This is a genomic window from Stenotrophomonas hibiscicola ATCC 19867, assembly GCF_000382065.1.
Taxonomy (GTDB): Bacteria; Pseudomonadota; Gammaproteobacteria; order Xanthomonadales; family Xanthomonadaceae; genus Stenotrophomonas; species Stenotrophomonas hibiscicola.
On sequence record NZ_KB907503.1, the window covers coordinates 18,518 to 38,286 of the forward strand.

The 19,769-nt window shown below is 66.8% G+C and carries 23 protein-coding genes and 2 tRNA genes; 8 read left to right on the forward strand and 17 right to left on the reverse strand.

Going from position 1 to position 19,769, the window contains the following annotated elements:
- Positions 1–89 precede the first annotated feature (89 nt).
- The 5 genes from ampE to G370_RS0115955 form a co-directional block, all read right to left on the reverse strand.
- Entirely contained in the window at positions 90–977 is an 888-nt protein-coding gene (ampE, locus tag G370_RS0115935) for a regulatory signaling modulator protein AmpE (protein ID WP_019661494.1), read from the reverse strand.
- 146 nt (positions 978–1,123) lie between these two features.
- Positions 1,124–2,029, reverse strand: a complete 906-nt coding sequence (gene nudC, locus G370_RS0115940; RefSeq protein ID WP_019661495.1) for an NAD(+) diphosphatase — start codon at positions 2,027–2,029, stop codon at positions 1,124–1,126.
- Between the two features lie 160 nt (positions 2,030–2,189).
- Positions 2,190–2,582 carry an iron-sulfur cluster insertion protein ErpA gene (gene erpA, locus G370_RS0115945; protein WP_005419789.1) on the reverse strand — a complete coding sequence of 131 codons (393 nt, stop codon included), beginning with the start codon at positions 2,580–2,582 and terminating at the stop codon, positions 2,190–2,192.
- 31 nt (positions 2,583–2,613) lie between these two features.
- Positions 2,614–3,078 carry a bactofilin family protein gene (locus tag G370_RS0115950; protein WP_006398829.1) on the reverse strand — a complete coding sequence of 155 codons (465 nt, stop codon included), beginning with the start codon at positions 3,076–3,078 and terminating at the stop codon, positions 2,614–2,616.
- Between the two features lie 4 nt (positions 3,079–3,082).
- The gene (locus G370_RS0115955; protein ID WP_019661496.1) at positions 3,083–3,826 is read right to left on the reverse strand and encodes a DUF6776 family protein; all 744 of its coding nucleotides are present in this window, start codon (positions 3,824–3,826) and stop codon (positions 3,083–3,085) included.
- Between the two features lie 179 nt (positions 3,827–4,005).
- On the opposite strand from G370_RS0115955, the gene G370_RS0115960 reads away from it, so the two are divergent.
- The 3 genes from G370_RS0115960 to G370_RS0115970 are packed head-to-tail and all read left to right on the forward strand — an operon-like array spanning position 4,006 to position 8,787.
- The gene (locus tag G370_RS0115960; RefSeq protein ID WP_019661497.1) at positions 4,006–4,623 is read left to right on the forward strand and encodes a DUF4126 domain-containing protein; all 618 of its coding nucleotides are present in this window, start codon (positions 4,006–4,008) and stop codon (positions 4,621–4,623) included.
- A 44-nt stretch (positions 4,624–4,667) separates the two neighbouring features.
- Positions 4,668–6,554 carry an EAL domain-containing protein gene (locus tag G370_RS0115965; protein ID WP_019661498.1) on the forward strand — a complete coding sequence of 629 codons (1,887 nt, stop codon included), beginning with the start codon at positions 4,668–4,670 and terminating at the stop codon, positions 6,552–6,554.
- 1 nt (position 6,555) lies between these two features.
- Complete coding sequence (locus G370_RS0115970; protein WP_019661499.1) at positions 6,556–8,787, forward strand: ATP-binding protein; 2,232 nt, start codon at positions 6,556–6,558, stop codon at positions 8,785–8,787.
- Position 8,788: 1 nt separating this feature from the next.
- Here the strand turns inward: G370_RS0115970 and bfr are convergent, their stop codons facing one another.
- The 3 genes from bfr to G370_RS0115985 form a co-directional block, all read right to left on the reverse strand.
- Positions 8,789–9,259, reverse strand: a complete 471-nt coding sequence (gene bfr / locus G370_RS0115975; protein ID WP_005414691.1) for a bacterioferritin — start codon at positions 9,257–9,259, stop codon at positions 8,789–8,791.
- Positions 9,260–9,400: 141 nt separating this feature from the next.
- Positions 9,401–9,610 (reverse strand): (2Fe-2S)-binding protein, encoded by a 210-nt coding sequence (locus G370_RS0115980; protein ID WP_019661500.1) that lies wholly within the window; start codon positions 9,608–9,610, stop codon positions 9,401–9,403.
- A 108-nt stretch (positions 9,611–9,718) separates the two neighbouring features.
- A complete protein-coding gene (locus G370_RS0115985) occupies positions 9,719–10,339 on the reverse strand; it encodes an RNA pyrophosphohydrolase (RefSeq protein ID WP_019661501.1) in 621 nt (206 codons plus the stop codon).
- 121 nt (positions 10,340–10,460) lie between these two features.
- Here G370_RS0115985 and G370_RS0115990 point away from each other — a divergent pair.
- Positions 10,461–10,537: transfer RNA gene (locus G370_RS0115990), tRNA-Met, on the forward strand.
- Positions 10,538–10,592: 55 nt separating this feature from the next.
- Positions 10,593–10,667 (forward strand) — tRNA-Gln (locus G370_RS0115995).
- A 282-nt stretch (positions 10,668–10,949) separates the two neighbouring features.
- Here the strand turns inward: G370_RS0115995 and rpsI are convergent.
- Both rpsI and rplM read right to left on the reverse strand, forming a co-directional pair.
- Positions 10,950–11,342: a 30S ribosomal protein S9 gene (gene rpsI, locus G370_RS0116000; RefSeq protein WP_019661502.1), complete on the reverse strand. Its 393-nt coding sequence runs from the start codon at positions 11,340–11,342 to the stop codon at positions 10,950–10,952.
- Between the two features lie 2 nt (positions 11,343–11,344).
- Positions 11,345–11,773 (reverse strand): 50S ribosomal protein L13, encoded by a 429-nt coding sequence (rplM, locus tag G370_RS0116005; RefSeq protein WP_005414692.1) that lies wholly within the window; start codon positions 11,771–11,773, stop codon positions 11,345–11,347.
- 198 nt (positions 11,774–11,971) lie between these two features.
- Here rplM and coq7 point away from each other — a divergent pair, with 198 nt between their 5' ends.
- A complete protein-coding gene (gene coq7, locus G370_RS0116010; RefSeq protein WP_019661503.1) occupies positions 11,972–12,616 on the forward strand; it encodes a 2-polyprenyl-3-methyl-6-methoxy-1,4-benzoquinone monooxygenase in 645 nt (214 codons plus the stop codon).
- 85 nt (positions 12,617–12,701) lie between these two features.
- Here the strand turns inward: coq7 and G370_RS0116015 are convergent, their stop codons facing one another.
- Together G370_RS0116015 and speD are read right to left on the reverse strand one after the other, a co-directional pair.
- The gene (locus G370_RS0116015) at positions 12,702–13,022 is read right to left on the reverse strand and encodes a DMT family transporter (protein ID WP_005419816.1); all 321 of its coding nucleotides are present in this window, start codon (positions 13,020–13,022) and stop codon (positions 12,702–12,704) included.
- A 167-nt stretch (positions 13,023–13,189) separates the two neighbouring features.
- On the reverse strand, positions 13,190–13,984 hold the full coding sequence (speD, locus tag G370_RS0116020; protein WP_019661504.1) for an adenosylmethionine decarboxylase: 795 nt from the start codon (positions 13,982–13,984) through the stop codon (positions 13,190–13,192).
- Between the two features lie 149 nt (positions 13,985–14,133).
- Here speD and crp point away from each other — a divergent pair, with 149 nt between their 5' ends.
- Positions 14,134–14,823: a cAMP-activated global transcriptional regulator CRP gene (gene crp / locus G370_RS0116025; protein WP_010482649.1), complete on the forward strand. Its 690-nt coding sequence runs from the start codon at positions 14,134–14,136 to the stop codon at positions 14,821–14,823.
- A gap of 62 nt (positions 14,824–14,885) precedes the next feature.
- A complete protein-coding gene (locus G370_RS0116030; RefSeq protein WP_019661505.1) occupies positions 14,886–15,647 on the forward strand; it encodes a sulfite exporter TauE/SafE family protein in 762 nt (253 codons plus the stop codon).
- Positions 15,648–15,765: 118 nt separating this feature from the next.
- Here G370_RS0116030 and G370_RS0116035 read toward each other — a convergent pair whose 3' ends face one another.
- From G370_RS0116035 to G370_RS0116055, 5 genes are all read right to left on the reverse strand, one after another.
- Positions 15,766–16,482 carry a haloacid dehalogenase-like hydrolase gene (locus tag G370_RS0116035; RefSeq protein ID WP_019661506.1) on the reverse strand — a complete coding sequence of 239 codons (717 nt, stop codon included), beginning with the start codon at positions 16,480–16,482 and terminating at the stop codon, positions 15,766–15,768.
- Positions 16,479–17,273: an indole-3-glycerol phosphate synthase TrpC gene (trpC, locus tag G370_RS0116040; RefSeq protein ID WP_019661507.1), complete on the reverse strand. Its 795-nt coding sequence runs from the start codon at positions 17,271–17,273 to the stop codon at positions 16,479–16,481. The genes G370_RS0116035 and trpC overlap by 4 nt, the downstream gene beginning before the upstream one ends.
- A gap of 75 nt (positions 17,274–17,348) precedes the next feature.
- Complete coding sequence (trpD, locus tag G370_RS0116045; protein ID WP_019661508.1) at positions 17,349–18,380, reverse strand: anthranilate phosphoribosyltransferase; 1,032 nt, start codon at positions 18,378–18,380, stop codon at positions 17,349–17,351.
- Between the two features lie 16 nt (positions 18,381–18,396).
- Positions 18,397–18,984: an anthranilate synthase component II gene (locus G370_RS0116050; protein WP_019661509.1), complete on the reverse strand. Its 588-nt coding sequence runs from the start codon at positions 18,982–18,984 to the stop codon at positions 18,397–18,399.
- Between the two features lie 2 nt (positions 18,985–18,986).
- Complete coding sequence (locus tag G370_RS0116055) at positions 18,987–19,766, reverse strand: SIMPL domain-containing protein (protein WP_032955477.1); 780 nt, start codon at positions 19,764–19,766, stop codon at positions 18,987–18,989.
- Between the last annotated feature and the right edge of the window lie 3 nt (positions 19,767–19,769).

The window sequence follows — 19,769 nt, forward strand, 5'->3', positions numbered from 1 at the left end:
CCGCCCAACCCTCAGCAACCCAGAGCCGCTGTTGCTGTTGCTGTTGCCGTTGCCTCTGCAGGTGCAGGGCTGCAAGCCCTGCAAAGCAACTACGTCACCCAGCCTGCAATCACCAGCAGGGCGAGGATCGCCAGCCACAGCAGCAGCATCCGCCACACCAGGCTCATCGCATCACGCAGGTCCGGCAGCCGCTGCCACACCGGCAACAGCCCGGCCTCGGTGTAATCGTGCGCATCTTCGCGCAGCTCGGCGTTGACGCTGGCCCGCGCCACCGCGCCCAGGAACCCGATGGTGCCGGCCAGCCGCTCGCCATGGGCCTGGCGCCACGCCTTCCACGCCGTATCGAAGTTGCCCACCAGCGCCATCGAAAACGCCATCAGCTGCGCCACCGGCCACTCGATCCAGCCCAGCAGGCGCTGCGCCAGCGCCAGCGGCTCCACCGGCACGCGGGCACGCATCGGGCTTTCCGCCATCAGCGCCAGCAGCCGGTACCCCAGCGCACCGGCCGGGCCCAGCAGCAGGAACCAGAACAGCACCGCGAACCAGCGCCGCAGCGCGTTGAGCACGGTGGCCTCGACCAGCGACGGCACGTCTTCGCGCAGGCTGCCACCGGCCGCCTGCAGGTTGCGCACGGCGGCCTGACGCGTTGCGGCGTCGTCCGCATCGATGATCGCTTCGATATCACGATCCAGATCACGCGGCCCCCAGCACCAGGCCAGCACCGCCACGCCCAGCATCAGCGACGGCAGCCCGAACAGCACCCCGCGCAGCAGCCATGCCAGCAGCGCCATCAGCAGCAGCGGCGGCAGCAGTGCCAATGCAACACCGGCCGGTCCCTGCCACGCCTTTCCGCCATGCGCGTCCAGCCAGCCCAGCCAGCGCCGGAAGCCGGCGAAACGGCGCAGCGAGGCGGCAGCGGCCGGGGCAACATGGCCCAGGGCCAGTGCCACCAGCACGGCGGCCAGAGTGGTGAACATGGCAGGTCTCCCTACGAAACGGAACGCTCGGCGCCGTTACCTTACCTGTCGCAGCGGCGCCCCTCAGCGGTGAACCGGACTGTAACCCGGGCCGTGTTCAGGTGGCGGCAATACAGCAGCCACAACCGGCCCGGCCGCAGCCCGGTTCAGCCCTGCTGCTCGCGGTACCAGTGTTCGATCAGGCCGCGCGAAATCGAGATCGGCGGCGACAGGCGGATGCCCTGGCCATCGTCGTCCGCATCGCGTGCCAATGCTGCGCCAACCTCATCGGCAGTGAACCAGCGCGCGTCTTCCAGTTCGCCATCCACAGTCGGCAGGTCATCCTGCGCCTGTGCACGGAAACCGATCATCAGCGCGCCGGGGAACGGCCACGGCTGCGAACCGAGGTACTGGCAGGCGGTCACCCGCACCTTGCTCTCCTCGTGCACTTCACGCACCACGGTCTGCTCGAACGTCTCGCCGGGTTCGACGAAGCCGGCCAGCACCGAGTAACGACGCGGGGCCCAGTTCGACTGCCGGCCCAGCAGCAGCCGGCCCTGGTTCTCCACGGCGACGATCACGGCGGGATCGACACGCGGGTAGTGCTCGGTGGAACACTGCGCGCAACGGCCGACGAAGCCGCCTCGGGCAAACGCCACGGCGCCGCCGCACACACCGCAGAAGCGGGTGCGCGAGTGCCAGTAAGACATGCCGCGGGCATAGCTGAAGGCGGTCGCATCGGCCATCGACCACAGCAGCGCGGCCTGGCGCAGGTCGAGGCGACGTGGTGCGGTGACGGTGACGCTGGCGGCTTCAACCGAGAACCATGCTTGTTCCCCGCGCAGGCCGAGGAAGATCGCGGAGCCGGGACCACCCCCGATGTCGGCGCCGGTCAGCGCCAGCGGCTGGTCGTCATCGCCGGTAAAGGCGCTGCCGTCCTGATCGAGCACGAGAATGCGCGCGCCCGGCCACAGGCGCGCCAGTGCATCGGCATCGTCGCGCAGGGCATCGGCGCGCTCCAGCGGTTCGCCAACGAAGGCGAAACCGGAAAGCGGCGAAGAAGTATTGGGCATCCGGCAAGCGTGCCGCCAATCGATGCGGGTGGCAAGGTCGGCGCTGTGCGCAATCTGCTGTTGTGTGCATGGAGGCACAGAGCATCCACGCACGGCGTGGATCAACTGATCCGCTCTGGTGGGTGCCAACCGTGGTTGGCACATCCTGGCCACAGGGCTCTTACATGCTGAAGCTGCTGCCGCAGCCGCAGGTGGTCTTTGCGTTCGGGTTGCGGATCACGAACTGGGCACCGGTCAGACTCTCGGTGTAATCCACCTCGGCGCCCATCAGGTACTGCAGGCTGAGCGGGTCGACCAGCAGGGTCACCCCGCTGGTCTGTACCGCCAGGTCGTCCTCGGCACGGTTCTCGTCGAACTCGAACCCGTACTGGAAGCCCGAACAGCCACCGCCTTCGATGTACACGCGCAGGGCCAGGTCGGGGTTGCCCTCTTCCTGGATCAGGGATTTGACCTTGGCGGCCGCCGACTCGGTGAAGTTCAGCGGGCGCTCCAGCGATTGGTAATCGGGCGCGGCAACCGGAGTGGCGCCGGGCAGGGAGACTAGCGTGCTCATGATGTCAGCATGGGGGTGCCGGGGATGGCTTTCAAGCCATCGCCTCGGCCAGCTTGCGGCGTGCAGCAGTGTCGCCCTTGCCGCCATTGGCCTCATCGCCTTCCGGCGCCGGCAGGGCCGCCATCGGGGCGCTGGCATGGATCAGGCGGCCGTTCAGCTGGGCGCCCGCATTCATCTCCACCACCTGGTAATGGACGTTGCCATTGACCCGTGCGCTCGGGGTCAACTCGACCTTCTCGGTGGCGTGTACATCGCCGTCCAGGCGACCGCTGATGACCACCACCTGGGCCCGGATTTCGCCCTCGATCACGCCGTGCTCGGCGACCGTCAGGGTCGCGCCACTGGCGCCTTCGGCGGCGATCACCTTGCCATGGATGCGGCCTTCCACGTACAGGCCACCACTGAATTCCACATCACCGCGGATCACCACCTGGTTGCCGATCAGGGCATCCACCACCAGCTGGCCTTCACGGTTGGATTTGCTGCTTCCGAACATCTGCCTACTCCCCTTTGGCGGCCGGCGCACCGGCCTGTTTCCAGTCGAATACCTGGGTGGTACCCCCCGTACCACTCCCCAATGTCACCCGCACGCGTTGCGGGGTGAAGTCAGCCGGCAGCATCACGCTGCCGGTGAGCTGCTGGAAGTACCGGAACGAGTAATCCTGTCCCGGTACCTTGCTGCGCTGGTGCAGATCATCCCAGCTGATCGTGGCCAGCTTGCCGTTCCTGACGCCTTCCACGGTGAAGCGCATCTGCCCCTGGCTGATGGCGCCGCGGTTGAGGTTCTGGGTCAGCACGGCGGTGTATTGCCAGGTGCCGGCCGCTTCCGGGCTGAACTCGATCGAATGGGTGTTCAGGCCCTTGCGCTGGCTGGTCGAACCCACCAGGCGCTCATAGAAGGCAACGTCGGCACGCAGGCCGGCGATTTCCTCATCGCGCTCGGCCAGCGAGGACTGCACCTCGGTGTTGGCAGCGCGGCTGATGCGGTCGGAGGCTTCCAGCGTGGCCTGCTTCTGGCGCAGTTCGGTCAGCTGCGCCTGCAGCGTCTCGGCACGCTTCTCGGCGGCCTGCAGGCGCTGGCCCTGGGCATCGCGCGGGGTGGCCATCCAGCAGCCACCGAGCACGGCCAGCACCAGGCTGAGCAGCCAGATGCCGCCGATCACCAGCAGGCGGCGACGGTCGGCAGGCGGTTGCGGCGCGCCGGGCAGGCGGACCTGCACGCGCATGGGAGGACGGTTGGTCATGGGTGGTTTCCGGGGTATCGCAAGGGCGACACCGGTACGGCCCCTGTGGCAAACGACGGGCTAGTGTATGACAGGACGGGTGGGTTTCCTGCGCAGCAGCGAGCCACGGTCTGTGGCGTTCAGGCATGCCATCGTCGATAGTGTGGTCCCCTGCACAGTTCCGTCGCCGGAGCATCGCCATGACCGAAGCCCACCTGTTCGTGATCGGCATCCTGCTGGCCTGGCTGGCCGGCATCCGCGTCTACCTCACCGTGTTCGGTGTCGGCCTGGCCGGCCTGCTCGGCTGGGTCGACCTGCCACCGGCCCTGCAGGCTACTGAATCGTGGTGGGTGCTGGGCACTTCGGCGGCGCTGGCGGTGACCGAATTCTTCGCCGACAAGATTCCCGGCGTGGACTCGGCGTGGGATCTGGTGCAGACCCTGGCACGTGTACCCGCAGGTGCCTTCCTTGCCGCAGCCACGCTGTCGCCGGATGGGCAGCTGGGTACCGGCGCACTTGCTGCCGGTGCCGGTGTCGCGCTGGCCAGCCATGGCCTGAAAGCCGGCACCCGTGCCCTGCTCAATACCTCGCCCGAGCCTGCCAGCAACTGGGTGGCCTCCGCCGCCGAGGACACCGTGGTGGTCGGGGGCCTGGCCCTGGCCCTGGCACACCCGTGGATCGCGCTGATCGTGGTGCTGGCCTGCAGCCTGGCGGGCGCGCTGCTGGTGTGGCTGGTCTGGCGCACCTTGTGGAAGGGCGTGCGCTGGCTGGCACGCAGTGCGTCGCCGGACGGTCCGCGCCAGCCGGGTACCGGTTGAACCTCGGGCTTGTCGCATAATGGACGCGAACACCAGGAGCACCGATGGCCGCAAACGAATCCCCCGCGGGCGCCCGCCCGGGACGCGCTGAATCCCCTCCGGCCGATCATTGGCAACGCTGGGCCGCGGAGCCGGCGAGCGCGGTCGCCGCAGTACCCGCAGTGGTTCCGCCGCTGGCCAGCTCCGACATGCCCGCATCGATCGGCAGCGCGCCACCGCCTCTGCCGGGCCCGGCCTTCCTGGCCGAGGCTGGCAACAACGACCAGGCGCCGTTGGCCTCCGATTCGCCCTACCGCGTGCTGATCGTCGAGGACGACCGCGCCCAGGCCCTGTTCGCGCAGAGCGTGCTGCACGGCGCCGGCATGCAGGCGATCGTGCACAGCGACGCCGATGGCGCGCTGCAGGCGATCAAGGAACACCGTCCCGACCTGATCCTGATGGATCTGCACCTGCCCGGACTGGATGGCATGCGGCTGACCGCACTGATCCGCCAGCAGCCCGGCCTGCAGCTGCTGCCGATCGTGTTCCTCAGCGGCGATCCGGATCCAGAGCGCCAGTTCGAAGTGCTCGACAGCGGCGCCGACGATTACCTGAGCAAGCCGATCCGCCCGCGCCACCTGATCGCCGCCGTGGCCAACCGCATCCGCCGCGCACGTGCGCAGGCCGCGACCCTGCCCGGTGCCAGCGGCGTACCGGCCACCAGCAATCCGGAAACCGGCCTGCCGACGCGCCATCACGTGCTGCAGCAGCTCAACACCGCACTCGCCCACCGCGACCGGGGCGGTGTGTTCTTCATCGAAGTGGCCAGCGCGCTGGGGCTGCGCGAACGCTATGGTTATGCCGCCTTCGAGCGCCTGATGGTACAGGCCGGGCAGCGCCTGGCCGAGGCCGGCCATCCACACCTGCTGGCACGCCTGAACGACAACAGTTTCCTGCTGCTGGCCCGCAACGCCGACGAAGATGCCCTGGAAGGCATCGCCGCTTCCCTGCGCGAGCAGCTGTCGGCGCGTGCCTTCGTGATCCGCGACGACGAATCGGTGCACCTGCGCGGCGTGGTGGGTTATGCGCCGCTGTCGCCGGGCTTCGACGATGCCAACGCTGCACTGGAAGCGATCGAGCGCACCACCCTGCAGGCACGCCTGCTCAGCGCCGGTGTGGCGGGCCATGTGCACCGCCAGGCCGTCACCGAACAGGAGCACCTGGCACTGCTGGAAGGCCAGCTGGAGCTGGCCTATCAGCCGATCGTCGCCGTCGCCGGTGGCAACACCGCGCAGTACCAGCTGCTGCTGCGCCTGCGCCAGGCCGATGGCACGGTGCTGGCGGCCGGCCAGGTTATTCCGGCCGCCGAAGCGGCAGGCCGTATCGCCGACCTCGACCAGCAGGTGATGGACCACGCGCTGGGCCTGCTGGATCTCTACCGGCACGCCACGCCGCCGCTGAACCTGTTCGTCTCGCAGTCGCTGCGCACCCTGCAGCGCGATGCCTTCGCCGACTGGCTGCTGGAATCGCTGCAGCAGCGTGACCTGCCGGGCAGTGCGCTGGTGATCGACGTGCGCCTGCCCGACGCACTGATCCACACCGTGCCGCTGCAACAGTTCTGCCAGCGCATGGCCGGCGCCGGGGTGCGCTTCTGCCTGAGCCAGTTCGAGCCCAGCGGCGAAGCCGACGCCCTGCTGACCCAGCTGCCGCTGTCGTTCGTGCGCATGGCCGCGCGCTTCTCCAGCAGCCATGCCAACCCGGCCACGCGCGAGGAACTGCGCAAGGCGATCGAACAGGCACATGCGGCCGGGCTGCAGATCATCGGGCAGCAGATCGAGGACCCACAGGCCGCCGCGGCGATGTGGGTCGGCGGCGTCGATTACATCCAGGGCAACATGGTGCAGTCGGCCGGCAGCGACCTGAACTTCGACTTCCACAACGCGGTGCTCTGACGTGCCGCTGTGGGGCGTGCTGCTGGTTGCCCTTGCCGCGGCCGCCGTGGCGCTGCTGTTGGGCCTGCGCCTGCGCGCACGCAGCCGTGCACTGGCCCGGCTGCAACGCGCACACGATGCGCTCGCCGTCGAACGCGACCAGCTGCGCCGTACCACCGAACGCCAGGGCCAGCTGGAACAGCAGCTGCTGCAGGCCAAGCAGGCCGCCGAAGCAGCGGTGCTGGCCAAGGGCGAGTTCCTGGCCACCATGAGCCACGAGATCCGCACCCCGCTCAACGGCATCCTGCCGATGCTGGAGCTGATCGCGCACGGGCCGCTGGGCGAGGACCAGCGGCAGATGCTGGCCACCGCTTCGGCCAGTTCACAGCAGCTGCTGCGCATCGTCGATGACATCCTCGACTACTCACGGCTGGAAGCACAGGCGCTGGAACTGGAAATCACCAGCTTCAACCTGCGCGATCTGCTGGATGGCGTGGTGCAGCTGATGCAGCGCGCCGCCGACGCCAAGGGCCTGTCCCTGACCCTGCAGCTTGACCCGTCGGTGCGCCTGCCGGTGCGCGGCGACCCGGTACGCCTGCGCCAGGTGCTGAGCAATCTTCTGGCCAATGCCATCAAGTTCACCGCGCGCGGCCAGGTACAACTGCGCGTGCAGCGGCTGGGCGAAGGCGCGGCCCAGCACCAGCTGCGCTTCGAGATCATCGACACCGGCATCGGCATCGATGAGGCACTGCAGGCACGCCTGTTCCAGTCCTTCAGCCAGGCCGATGCCTCGACCACGCGCATCTACGGCGGCACCGGCCTGGGCCTGGCCATCTGCAGGCGCATCATCGACCTGATGCACGGGCAGATCGGCGTGCAGTCCACGCCCGGCCAGGGTGCTACGTTCTGGTTCGAGATTCCGCTGCTGAAGGTGCCCGGCGACCTGCCGGCGATGGCCCGCGCGCCGACAGCGCTGCTGCTGTTCAGTGCCGATGCAATGCTGCAGAAACGCATCGAGCGCATCGCCGCCCACCATGGGCTGCAGGTGCAGATGCTGAGCCAGCTGGACGCCGTGGTCGAACAGCTGCGCACCGCGCCGCAACCCGGGCAACCGGCACCGGCGTGGCTGCTGGTCGATGCACGCGCGCGGCGCAGCGGCGAGGCGATGCTGCAGCAGGCACTGGCCGAGCGCGGTGACGACGACGCACTGCAGGTGCTCTGGCTGCAGGATGACGCACCAGCGCAACGACCGCGCCAGCGCCAGCTGCCCACGCACTTCGACGATGCCGCACTGCATGCACTCCTGGCCGCACCTGTCACGCCTGCCCGTCCTGCCGCCCTGCTTTCCAGTGCCGGAGATGGGGTACCCGCGCCGGTGCTGCCGCCACTGCACCTGCGCGTGCTGCTGGTGGAAGACAATACGGTCAACCGGATGGTGGCCGAGCAGCTGCTGCGCGTATTCCAGTGCGAGGTGCGCAACGCCGTCGATGGCGAGCAGGCATTGGCCGCTCTTCGCGAAGGCGGCGTGGGCATCGTGCTGATGGATTGCCAGATGCCGGTGCTGGACGGCTACGCCGCCACGCGCCACTGGCGTGCGGAAGAAGCGGAAACCGGGCGAGCGCGCCTGCCGATCATCGCGATGACCGCCAATGCCATGGCCGGCGACCGCGAGCGCTGCCTGCAGGCTGGCATGGACGATTACCTGTCCAAGCCGATCGCCCGCGCCACGCTGCATGCGCTGTTGAAGCGCTGGGGTAGCGGTAAAGCCGCATCACCTGCACGGCCTTCTGTAGAGCCGAGCATGGCTCGGCTGACGGCCAACAGCAGTGGGGCTCCATCAGCCGAGCATGGCTCGGCTCTGCAGGACGATGACAGCCGAGTGGGCTCCAAGCCACAACCGGTACTCGACCGCGATGTGCTGGACGAACTGCACGCGGTGATCGGCGACGCCGCCATCCAGATCGTGTCGGTCTTTCTTGACGATGCGCCAGCGATGGTGCAGCAGCTGCAGCAGGCCGCGCAGAGCGGCGACGAGCCCCGCCTGCAGGCGGTCGCGCACAGCCTGAAATCGTCGAGTGCGAACGTGGGAGCCCTGTCGCTGTCGGCGGTCGCGCAGCGCATCGAACGCGAGGCCCGTGGTGGCAGCCTGCAGCGCCCCGCGGTGGCGGTCGCGCTGCTGGTTGCCGAATTCGCCCGGGCACGTGTGGCGCTGACGGGCTACCTGGCGCAGCATCGTGCCGGCCAGGACAGCTGACTCACTCTTCCAGCTTGCTCAGCAGGTACTTGGGCTCGCCGATGCGCTCGATCAGGTCGAGCTGGGTTTCCAGCCAGTCGATGTGTTCTTCTTCCGAATCGAGAATCTTCACGAACAGCTGGCGGCTGACATAGTCGCCGACCGAATCGGCATAGGCGACGGCCTCGCGCAGGGTGACCACGCCGTCGCGCTCCAGCGACAGGTCGCACTGCAGGATCTCGGTCGGGTTCTCGCCGATGCGCAGCTTGCCCAGCGCCTGGAAGTTCGGCAGGCCTTCGAGGAACAGGATGCGGTCGGCGAGCATGTCGGCATGCTTCATCTCGTCGATCGATTCCTTGTACTCGTGCTCGGCCAGTTCCTTGATGCCCCAGTTCTTCAGCATCTTGGCGTGCAGGAAGTACTGGTTGATCGCGGTCAGCTCGTTGTAGAGGACCTTGTTGAGGAATTCGATGACCTTGGTGTCGCCCTTCATGGGATGCTCCTGCACGCTGAAAACGCAGGCACTTTAACGCCTTGCCTGCGGCCGTGAAGGAACGCGAATCGTGCGCATTGGCCTGTGCGGCCGCGCGTGAAGGATGCGAAAGCGCGGCGTCAATGCGCCGCGAAGAAACGATCAGGCAACCTGGGCCAGGCCCAATACCGGCAGCGGCAGATCGTGGGTCGCACGCGCCTTGGCCAAGAGGTCCGCGGCCATGTCCAGGCAGGAACCGCAGGTCGCACCACAGCCGGTCCGCATGGTCAGTTCGGCCACCGTGCTGACACCATGGCTGGCGGCTTCGCGGATCTGGTGGTCGGTGACTCCGTTGCAGATGCAGACGTACACAGGCGGGAACCGGGCTGACAGGCCAGGAGCGGCCTGGTGGCTATTCCAATGGAAACGAGAATGGTTGTCAATCAGAGACCTGAACCATTCTCGATACCGTTCAGCCCGTCAGCTGGCTGGGCCATCACCCGTGGCCTTCTTCGGCCAGTAGCCGCGCGTCCGCGGGCGCTTGCGCGGGCGGTCGTGGCCGGCCGTGTGGCCGGGCATCCAAGCCTCGGCGGCGCTCTTGGGCATGGCGGTTACGCCCTGCCCGGCGACCCCGCGCGCCAAAGGCGCCAGATGACGCAGTGCGCGCGCATAGACGCCGCGCTTGAACACCACCACATGCTCCACCGGGTACCAGAAATCGACCCAGCGCCAATGATCGAACTCGGGCGAGTCAGTGTGGTCCAGCTTCACATGGGATTCGTCGCCGGTCAGGCGCAGCAGGAACCAGACCTGCTTCTGGCCGATGCAGACCTGCCGCTCGTTGCGGCGGATGGCCCGCGCCGGCAGCTTGTAGCGCAGCCAACCGGGCGTGGCCCCGAGCACTTCCACATGCTCAGGCAGCAGGCCGGTTTCTTCCTGCAGTTCACGATACATGGCCTCGACGGGCGTCTCATCGGTGTTCATGCCCCCTTGCGGGAACTGCCAACCATCCCGGCGCACGCGTCGTGCCCAGAACACCTGGCCGTCCTGCCGCATCAGCACAATGCCGACGTTCGGTCGATAGCCGTCCGGATCGATCACGATGCGGACTCCTAAGAAAATCTACTGCCCGGGACTATCCCACGCCCTCTGTCGGCCCACAAGCACGGCACAAAAGTGTTGACAGGGACGGTACACATCCGCAGAATAGCGGGCTCACCAAGGCTATGTAGCTCAGCCGGTTAGAGCACAGCACTCATAATGCTGGGGTCGGTGGTTCGAGTCCACCCATAGCCACCACACTGAAAATGAAGTTGTTTTTCAGCGTGACAAGTGAGAAAATCGTTGTACGTTTTGCCCCGTCGCCAAGCGGTAAGGCACCTGACTCTGACTCAGGCATTCGGTGGTTCGAATCCATCCGGGGCAGCCAAATTAAAAGCAAAAGGCCAGATCGAAAGATCTGGCCTTTTGCTTTTAATTTGGTCGCGCATTCCACCTTATCCCCGCGCCTGTCGGCGCACCCCCTTGAACAACAAGGGGGCTCTTCTCCAGAGAGAGGCCCGGGGTCGGACATGCAAAAAGACGGGTAGTGCCGGCCGCTGGCCGGCAACCACGAAATGCCTGACTCCAAAACGACAAAAGCCCGGCCGAAGCCGGGCTTTTGCTTTTCCATCCAGCGGGCCCCCGAAGGAGCCCAACCAGGCGCAGCAGATCAGCGCTTGGAGAACTGGGTGGCGCGGCGGGCCTTGTGCAGACCGACCTTCTTACGCTCGACTTCGCGGGCGTCGCGGGTCATGAAGCCAGCCTTGCGCAGCTCGGACTTCAGGCTTTCGTCGTACTCGACCAGCGCACGGGCGATACCCAGACGGATCGCACCGGCCTGGCCGGTGGTGCCGCCGCCAGCGGCGGTGACCAGGATGTCGAAGCTTTCGGTGTTCTTGGTCAGCTCGAGCGGCTGGCGCACGATCATGCGCGCGGTCTCACGACCGAAGAACTCGTCCAGCGGACGACCATTGACGGTGATGTTGCCCGAACCCTTGCGCAGGAACACGCGAGCGGTGGAGGACTTGCGGCGGCCAGTGCCGTAGTTTTGAGTGATAGCCATGATTAGATATCCAGAACCTGCGGCTGCTGTGCGGCGTGCGGATGCTCAGTGCCGGCGTAGACCTTGAGCTTGCGGTACATCTGGCGACCCAGCGGGCCCTTCGGCAGCATGCCCTTGACGGCGATCTCGATCACGCGCTCCGGGTGGCGCTCCAGCGCCTGGGCCAGGGACTCGGTCTTCAGGTTGCCGATGTAACCGGTGAAACGGTGATACATCTTGTCCTGCAGCTTCTTGCCGGTGACGGCAATCTTTTCTGCATTGATGACGACCAGGTAGTCGCCGGTATCAACGTGCGGGGTGTAGACCGGCTTGTGCTTGCCACGCAGACGGCGGGCCAGCTCGGTGGCGAGACGGCCCAGGGTCTTGCCCTCGGCGTCGACGAGGTACCAGTCGCGCTGGACGGTCTCGTTCTTGGCAGTGAAAGTGCTCATGAAGAACTCTAGGTTAGGTCGGGCTCATTGCGGCGAAAGGCTCGCCGGAACTCTGCCACGCGTTGTGAAAAGGTGAAGCGCAAGAGGCGGGATTGTACTGGCCTTGCCAGCCACTTGCAAGTGGACCGTCAGGCCGGGTTGGCACGGACGCAGGGCCGGGCGAGAATCGGGGGGACTTCCGCCCCACCGCGTACTGCCATGACCGTGCTCCGCCAGACCACCCCGCTGGACCACCTGCTGACCGAGGCGCAGCGCGCCCTGGACACGGTGTTCGGCAACCCACCGGCGGCCCGCCCCTACCCGGCTGCGGAGACCGACGAGCCCGGCATGGGCAGCGCCGAGCGCCGCCATGCCGCCGGCCTGATGCGGATCAACCACGTCGGCGAAGTCTGTGCGCAGGGCCTGTATTTCGGCCAGGCCGCCGTGGCCCGCGACCCGGCCACGCGTGAACACCTGCTGGAAGCGGCCCAGGAAGAGACCGACCATCTGGCCTGGTGTGCCACCCGGCTGGCCGAACTGGACAGCCGTCCCAGCCTGTTCAACCCGCTGTGGTACGCCGGCAGCTATACCATCGGTACGCTGGCCGGGCTGCGCGGTGACGGCTGGAACCTCGGCTTCGTGGTCGAGACCGAGCGCCAAGTGGAGGCCCACCTGGACGAGCATCTGGTCGACCTGCCGCCCGGCGACCTGCGCAGCCGCGCGGTCATCCAGGTGATGAAGGAGGACGAGGCCCGCCATGCCGAGCACGCCGAGCAGGCCGGCGCACGCCGCCTTCCGTTCCCGATTCCGGGCGCGATGGCACTGGCCTCCAGGGTGATGAAGACCATCGCCTACCGCATTTGAAGGGTCGCCCGCACCAACGGTGCGGGCCTACCAGGAGGTGCGGGGGGGGCCGACGGTGGGGCCCGACCGTTGGTCGGGCCATCAATCAGTTGGGCGAGACCAGCTTCAGGCCGATCACGCCGGCCACGATCAGGCCCACGCAGGCCAGGCGGGCCGGCGACGCACTGTCGTTGAACAGATAGATGCCCAGCACCGCCACGCCCATGGCACCGATGCCGGTCCAGATCGCATAGGCCGTGCCGACCGGGATGCTCTTCATCGCCTGGCTCATCAGGTACAGGCTGATCAGGGCGGACACCACCGTGGCAACGGTGGGCAGGGGTTTGCTGAAGCCTTCGGAGTACTTCATTCCGAGGGCGAAACCGATCTCGAACAGGCCGGCCAGCAGCAGGTAGATCCAGGGCATGGGTGGGGGCTCCTTACCTTTTGGGGAAAAAACGAAACGGCCCGGTGTTTTCACACCGGGCCGTGGGTCGGTACATCACCATGGAGCCAATCGCGCGTGCGACGCCAGTTCCACGGGGCGGGTCGTCCCGCCTGGGTGGCGATGCCTGCGGGCATCGCACATGGGGCTTACTCGGACAGGTTCCGGCCGTGGAACAACTCTTCGATCTCGCGCTTGAGCAGCGCCTCGATCTTCATCCGCTCCTTGAACGACAGGTTCCTGGCCTTTTCCTCGAACAGGTACTGGTCCAGGTCGAAGTCCTTCAGGTGCATCTTCGTGTGGAAGATGTTTTCCTGGTAGACGTTGACGTCGAACATCTCGTAACGCGACTTGATGTTCTTGGCCAGGAAGTTCTGGATCGAGTTGATCTTGTGGTCGATGAAGTGCTTCTTGCCCTTCACATCACGGGTGAAGCCACGGACGCGGTAGTCCATGATCACGATGTCCGATTCCAGGCTCTCGATCAGGTAGTTCAGGGCCTTCAGCGGGGAAATGACGCCACAGGTGGCCACGTCGATGTCCGCGCGGAACGTCGCGATACCTTCCTGCGGATGGGTCTCCGGGTAGGTATGGACCGTGATGTGGCTCTTGTCCATGTGCGCGACCACGGCGTCGGAGATCAGCTCCTTGCCGGCCAGCTTCTTGTCGATCACCGGTTCTTCGGAGATCAGGATGGTCACCGAGGCACCCTGCGGGTCGTAGTCCTGGCGGGCCACGTTCAGGATGTTGGCGCCGATGATCTCGGCGACATCGGTCAAGATCTGAGTCAGCCTGTCGGCGTTGTACTCTTCATCGATGTATTCAATGTAACGCTGACGCTCCTCTTCGGTGCGCGCGTAACACACGTCATAGATGTTGAAGCTCAGCGCCTTGGTGAGGTTGTTGAAACCCTGCAGCCTCAGGCGAGGCAACGGCTTGACCACGGCGGTCGATTCCTGTGTAAGAAGGGAAAGGGGGAATTATGGGGCAAACTGCCCCCGGGGGGAACGTGAAGAGCGCTCACATCTGGCACACTGTTTGCCCTTAACAATTGCGCTGGTTAAGCTCCGCTATCGACCCCGTGAATCCGTTCATGCGCAGAGGGAGCGCTCCTATCGTGTCAACCGTGCGCCTAGCTAGCAGTCCACTGGCCCTGGATATCGCCACAATCGATCGTTTCCTGGCGCACAGCCACAGGCGGCGATACCCCACCCGTACCGACGTCTTCCGGCCCGGGGACCCGGCGGGAACCCTGTATTACGTCATCAGCGGCTCGGTTTCGATCATGGCCGAGGAAGATGACGATCGCGAGCTGGTGCTGGGCTACTTTGGTGCCGGCGAATTCGTCGGCGAGATGGGCCTGTTCGTCGAATCGGACCGCCGCGAGGTGATCCTGCGGACCCGTACCGCCTGCGAGCTGGCCGAAATCAGCTACGAGCGCCTGCATCAGCTGTTCCTCGGCCCGCTGTCGGCCGATGCCCCGCGCCTGCTGTATGCGCTGGGCCAGCAGATTTCCAAGCGCCTGCTCGACACCAGTCGCAAGGCCAGCCGCCTGGCATTCCTGGACGTGACCGACCGGATCGTGCGCACCCTGCACGACCTGGCGCAGGAACCGGAGGCGATGAGCCATCCGCAAGGCAGCCAGCTGCGTGTATCGCGGCAGGAGCTGGCGCGCCTGGTCGGCTGCTCGCGCGAGATGGCCGGCCGCGTGCTGAAGAAACTGCAGACCGACGGCCTGCTGCATGCCCGCGGCAAGACCGTGGTGCTGTACGGCACCCGTTGACCGTTGAGCACCCGGTGGGTGCGGACCTTGGTCCGCACTCCCTGGCGCGCTAGGCTCGGTGCATGGAGCTGAGCAGCGAATTCTGGTGGTTCATCCTCATCGGCCTGGGCGCACAGCTGGTGGACGGTGCATTGGGCATGGCGTTCGGCCTGGTGTCCTCGTCGGTGATGCTGAGCATGGGCCTGCCGCCGGCGCAGGTCAGCGCCAGCATCCACACCGCTGAAGTGTTCACCACGGGCGCCTCGGGGGTGTCGCACCTCGCAGCCGGAAATGTCGATAAGCGCCTGTTTCTGCGCCTGGCCCTGCCCGGCGCAGTGGGCGGCGCCCTGGGCGCGTACGTGCTCACGCAGCTCCCGGGCGAGATCATTCGGCCACTGATCTACCTGTACCTGCTGGTGCTGGCGATCATCATCCTGGCCCGCGCCGCTGGGCGCTGGATGCCCAAGGGCGAGATCCGCCGGGTGCCGGTGCTGGGCTTCTTCGCCGGCCTGCTCGACGCCAGCGGCGGCGGTGGCTGGGGGCCCATCGCCACGTCCACCCTGCTCGCCCGCGGCGGCCAGGCGCGCACCACCATCGGAACAGTCAACGCAGCCGAGTTCGTGGTCACGTTGACGGTGTCAGCGACCTTCCTGTTGTCGATGGGCGTGCAGCACCTGCAGATCGTCGCCGGCCTGCTGATCGGCGGCATGATGGCCGCGCCGGTGGCGGCGATCCTGGTCAAGCGGGTGAAGGAGCGCTGGGTGCTGGTGGCCGTGGGCGTGCTGGTGCTGGGCATCAGCCTGTTCCAGATCGGCCACGCGGTTTACGGGCATCTGGGCCGCTGAGCGCTTGCCGGGCATGGCCCGGCGCTACCCGCGCCTTTTCCGGTAGCGCCGGGCCATGCCCGGCGGATCATTCACCGTGAGATGGGGTCAGAGCCCCTTCGGGGATCTGACCCTTGGATCAGGCCTTGTCGCCACCACGGTCCACGCAGCCCCAGTTGAGGATGCGGGTGCCGGCGGGCAGCACGCGGCGGAAGAACGCCACCCGGCCCGGCTTCGGGTTCACCACCACCGGTGCCTTGGCCGCCAGCAGCAGCGGCAGGTCGGCGGTGCTGTCGGAGTAGGCGATATCAATATCGCCGTAGCCGCGCTCGCGCAGCATGCGCATTTTCTCTTCGTTGTGGCAGTGACGGGTTGGACCGACGCCGCCCAGCCGTGGGCCGACCTCGGTACCGATCACCGGCACATCCTGATGGGCCACGAAGGCCAGGATCGCGCGTGCAAGCTCCGGCGGCGCACCTGTGGCAACCACCACGCGGTCGCCCTTGGCCCGGTGCGCGGCGAACACCTCCAGCGCCTGCGGCAGCAGCTTGGCGCGCATCTGCGCCTCGTTGCGCAGCACGTAGGCGTCGATCACCTTGTTGAAATCGCGCGCACGGTGCAGGCCGAAACTGCCGATCCACACGTAGACCGAAATGCCGGCACGACGGGTCGGCAGCAGCGCCACCATCGGCCCGGCGATCGGCGTGACCAGCAGCGCCGCCAGCATGCGCAACGGGTTGCGCTTGATCAGCGAGGCGAACAGATGGGTGCCCGAATCGCCGTCGTAGAGGGTGTGGTCGAAGTCGAAGACCACCAGCGGCGCATCCTCGCGCGGCGTCGGATAGTGCGTTTTCATGCCGCGAAGAATAGCTGACGCAGGCCCTCGCCCGGCTCTTCCACGCGCATGAAGGCCTCGCCCACCAGGAACGCGTGGATGCCGGCATCACGCATCAGCGCCACGTCCTGCGGCCCCAGGATGCCACTCTCGGTGACCAGCAGGCGGTCGCGCGGCACGGCCTGCTGCATGTCCAGCGTGGTCTGCAGCGACACCTCGAAGGTGCGCAGGTTGCGGTTGTTGATGCCGATCATCGGTGCCGGCACCTGCAGCGCACGCTCCAGTTCGTCGATGTCGTGCACTTCCACCAGCACGTCCATGCCCAGCGACAGCGCCAGTTCGGACAAGGTGGCCAGCTGGGTGTCGTCCAGCGCGGCCACGATCAGCAGGATGCAGTCGGCGCCCAGCACGCGCGCTTCGTACACCTGGTAGGCGTCGATCACGAAGTCCTTGCGCAGCACCGGCAGCGTGCAGGCCTCGCGGGCCTGCTGCAGGTAGGCGTCGGCACCCTGGAAGAAGTCCACGTCGGTCAGCACCGACAGGCAGCTGGCACCGCCGAATTCGTAGCTGACGGCGATGTCGGCCGGGCGGAAGTCCGGGCGGATCACACCCTTGGACGGGCTGGCCTTCTTCACCTCGGCGATCACCGCCGGGTCGCCATTGGCCACCGCCGCCTGCAGCGCGCGCACGAAGCCGCGTACCGGCGGGGCGCTGGCCGCGGCGGCCTGAAGCTCCTCGAGCGGGCGCTGGGCGCGGCGCTGGGCCACTTCTTCGGCCTTGCGGGCCAGGATCGTCTGCAGGATGTCGCTCATCGTCTTCGGGTCGGTGCGGGGGCGGTGAGGACGGCCATTATCGGGCCATCGACGGGGTCAGGCTGAACCGCGCGCTCAGGCAACCAGCGCGCGGGTGGTTTCAATGTACTGCTGCAGGCGCTGGCGGGCGCTGCCATTGGCGATGGCGGCACGGGCACGGGCCAGGCCATCGCCGATATCGCTGGCCACGCCGGCAACGTACAGGGCGGCACCGGCATTGAGCGCCACGATGTCCAGCGCCGGGCCCGGCTCGTTGTCCAGCACCGCGCGCAGCATCTGGATGGACTGTTCCGGGCCGTCCACGCGCAGGTTGCGGCTGGCCGACATGGCGATGCCGAAGTCTTCCGGGTGGATCTCGTACTCGCGGACCTTGCCGTCGCGCAGCTCGCCCACCAGGGTGCCCGCCCCCAGCGAGATCTCGTCCATGTTGTCGCGGCCCCAGACCACCATCGCGCGCTCGGTGCCCAGTTCGCGCAGCACGCGGGCCTGGATGCCCACCAGATCGGGATGGAACACGCCCATCAGCACAGACGGCGCGCTGGCCGGATTGGTCAGCGGGCCGAGGATGTTGAAGATGGTGCGCACGCCCATCTCGCGGCGTACCGGCGCGACCACCTTCATCGACGGATGATGGATCGGCGCGAACATGAAGCCGATGCCGGTCCGCTCGATGGCCGCGGCCACCTGATCCGGCTGCAGTTCGATCACCGCGCCCAGCGCTTCCAGCGCATCGGCACTGCCGGACTTGGACGACACGCTGCGGTTGCCATGCTTGGCCACGCGCGCGCCGGCGGCGGCCGCGACGAACATCGAGCAGGTGGAGATGTTGAAGGTGTGCGAGCCATCGCCACCGGTACCGACGATATCAACCAGGTTGGAGGTATCGGCCACCGGCACTGGCCGGGCGAATTCACGCATCACGGTGGCCGCCGCGGCGATTTCGTCCACGGTCTCCTTCTTCACGCGCAGGCCGGTGAGGATCGCGGCGGTCATCATCGGAGACACATCGCCGCGCATGATCTGCCGCATCAGGTCGACCATTTCGTCGAAGAAGATTTCGCGGTGCTCGATGGTGCGATGCAGGGCTTCCTGGGGGGAGAAGCTCATGGGTATGCTCCTTGGATCAGGCCGCCGGGCGCTGGAGGAAATTGCGCAGCAGCGCGTGGCCGTGTTCGGTGAGGATGGATTCGGGATGGAACTGGACGCCTTCCACCGGGAACTGGCGGTGGCGCAGGCCCATGATCTCTTCGATCGAGCCGTCCTCGTTCTCGGTCCAGGCGGTCACTTCCAGGCAGTCGGGCAGACTGTTCTTGTCCACCACCAGCGAGTGGTAGCGGGTGGCCTGGTAGCGGTCCGGCAGGCCGGCGAACACGCCCTTGCCTTCATGGCGGATCGGCGAGGTCTTGCCGTGCATGATGTTGCCGGCGCGGATGACGGTGCCGCCGTAGACCTGGCCGATGCCCTGGTGGCCCAGGCACACGCCGAGGATCGGCGTGGTCGGGCCCAGGCGTTCGATCAGCTCCAGCGAAACGCCCGCTTCGTTGGGGGTGCACGGGCCGGGCGAAATGACGATGCGCTCGGGCTTCTGCGCGGCGATCTCGTCCACGCTCATCACATCGTTGCGCACCACCTTCACTTCGGCGCCCAGCGTCTGCAGGTACTGCACGAGGTTGTAGGTGAAGCTGTCGTAGTTGTCGATCATCCACAACATGGTCAGGTTCCGTCGCTTATCAGGAAAATGGCGTACACGTTTTCGATGTAGGTGATGGGGCCGGCTTCAATGGATTCGGGCTCAGCGGGCGCGGGCGCGGAGGCGGGCGCGTAGCTGCCGGTCACCGAGATCCTGTCGAGGTCCCCGCCGTCCTCGCCCTGCTGCGGCCATTGCCCGGCCCGGATGCCGTAGGCGAAGTCCGGCGCCACATCGGAGATGCTGTACAGGCCACGCACTCTTGTTCCATAGGCCTTGGCCAGGCCCTGCGCGGACTCGCGGGTCTGGGCCGCTGCCTCGCCCTTGAGTTCGCGGCGCAGCGTCACTTCGCCCGAATAGGTCGGCGCCAGGCTGCTCACCTGTACGTTCTCGTTGGCCTTCAACGCCCCCAGAACATCCTGCATCGCCTTCACGCTGGCGAAGCTGGCACGCAGCTGGCGCGATACGCGGGTACCGATGAAGACCTGCCGGTTCTGCTCATAGCGCGTGGCCGGGCCGATCCGCAGGTTGTCCGCACGCACGCTGCCCTCCACCGCCTTGTGCTGCTTGAACAGTGCCAGCACGCGCGCCACGTTGTCCTGCACGCGGCGGCGCGCCGCGTCGGCATCCATGTCGGTCTCTTCGATGTTCAGCTGCAGGCCGAACCGATCGGGCATCACCGTGCGGGTACCCTGCCCCTTCACCAGCAGATGCGGCTGCGAGGGAATGGTATTGGCCTGCGCCCACGCAGACGGGGCCATCGTGGCCAGCAGCGACGACCACAGCAATGCGCTCAGCAGCTTCATCAT

What these genes read in the sequence shown, in the direction of transcription:
- ampE (WP_019661494.1), bottom strand. Translation starts at nt 977, where the DNA reads ATGTTCACCACTCTGGCCGCCGTGCTGGTGGCACTGGCCCTGGGCCAT.
- nudC (WP_019661495.1), bottom strand. Translation starts at nt 2,029, where the DNA reads ATGCCCAATACTTCTTCGCCGCTTTCCGGTTTCGCCTTCGTTGGCGAA.
- erpA (WP_005419789.1), bottom strand. Translation starts at nt 2,582, where the DNA reads ATGAGCACGCTAGTCTCCCTGCCCGGCGCCACTCCGGTTGCCGCGCCC.
- G370_RS0115950 (WP_006398829.1), bottom strand. Translation starts at nt 3,078, where the DNA reads ATGTTCGGAAGCAGCAAATCCAACCGTGAAGGCCAGCTGGTGGTGGAT.
- G370_RS0115955 (WP_019661496.1), bottom strand. Translation starts at nt 3,826, where the DNA reads ATGACCAACCGTCCTCCCATGCGCGTGCAGGTCCGCCTGCCCGGCGCG.
- G370_RS0115960 (WP_019661497.1), top strand. Translation starts at nt 4,006, where the DNA reads ATGACCGAAGCCCACCTGTTCGTGATCGGCATCCTGCTGGCCTGGCTG.
- G370_RS0115965 (WP_019661498.1), top strand. Translation starts at nt 4,668, where the DNA reads ATGGCCGCAAACGAATCCCCCGCGGGCGCCCGCCCGGGACGCGCTGAA.
- bfr (WP_005414691.1), bottom strand. Translation starts at nt 9,259, where the DNA reads ATGAAGGGCGACACCAAGGTCATCGAATTCCTCAACAAGGTCCTCTAC.
- rpsI (WP_019661502.1), bottom strand. Translation starts at nt 11,342, where the DNA reads ATGGCTATCACTCAAAACTACGGCACTGGCCGCCGCAAGTCCTCCACC.
- rplM (WP_005414692.1), bottom strand. Translation starts at nt 11,773, where the DNA reads ATGAGCACTTTCACTGCCAAGAACGAGACCGTCCAGCGCGACTGGTAC.
- coq7 (WP_019661503.1), top strand. Translation starts at nt 11,972, where the DNA reads ATGACCGTGCTCCGCCAGACCACCCCGCTGGACCACCTGCTGACCGAG.
- G370_RS0116015 (WP_005419816.1), bottom strand. Translation starts at nt 13,022, where the DNA reads ATGCCCTGGATCTACCTGCTGCTGGCCGGCCTGTTCGAGATCGGTTTC.
- crp (WP_010482649.1), top strand. Translation starts at nt 14,134, where the DNA reads ATGCGCAGAGGGAGCGCTCCTATCGTGTCAACCGTGCGCCTAGCTAGC.
- G370_RS0116030 (WP_019661505.1), top strand. Translation starts at nt 14,886, where the DNA reads ATGGAGCTGAGCAGCGAATTCTGGTGGTTCATCCTCATCGGCCTGGGC.
- G370_RS0116035 (WP_019661506.1), bottom strand. Translation starts at nt 16,482, where the DNA reads ATGAAAACGCACTATCCGACGCCGCGCGAGGATGCGCCGCTGGTGGTC.
- trpC (WP_019661507.1), bottom strand. Translation starts at nt 17,273, where the DNA reads ATGAGCGACATCCTGCAGACGATCCTGGCCCGCAAGGCCGAAGAAGTG.
- trpD (WP_019661508.1), bottom strand. Translation starts at nt 18,380, where the DNA reads ATGAGCTTCTCCCCCCAGGAAGCCCTGCATCGCACCATCGAGCACCGC.
- G370_RS0116050 (WP_019661509.1), bottom strand. Translation starts at nt 18,984, where the DNA reads ATGTTGTGGATGATCGACAACTACGACAGCTTCACCTACAACCTCGTG.
- G370_RS0116055 (WP_032955477.1), bottom strand. Translation starts at nt 19,766, where the DNA reads ATGAAGCTGCTGAGCGCATTGCTGTGGTCGTCGCTGCTGGCCACGATG.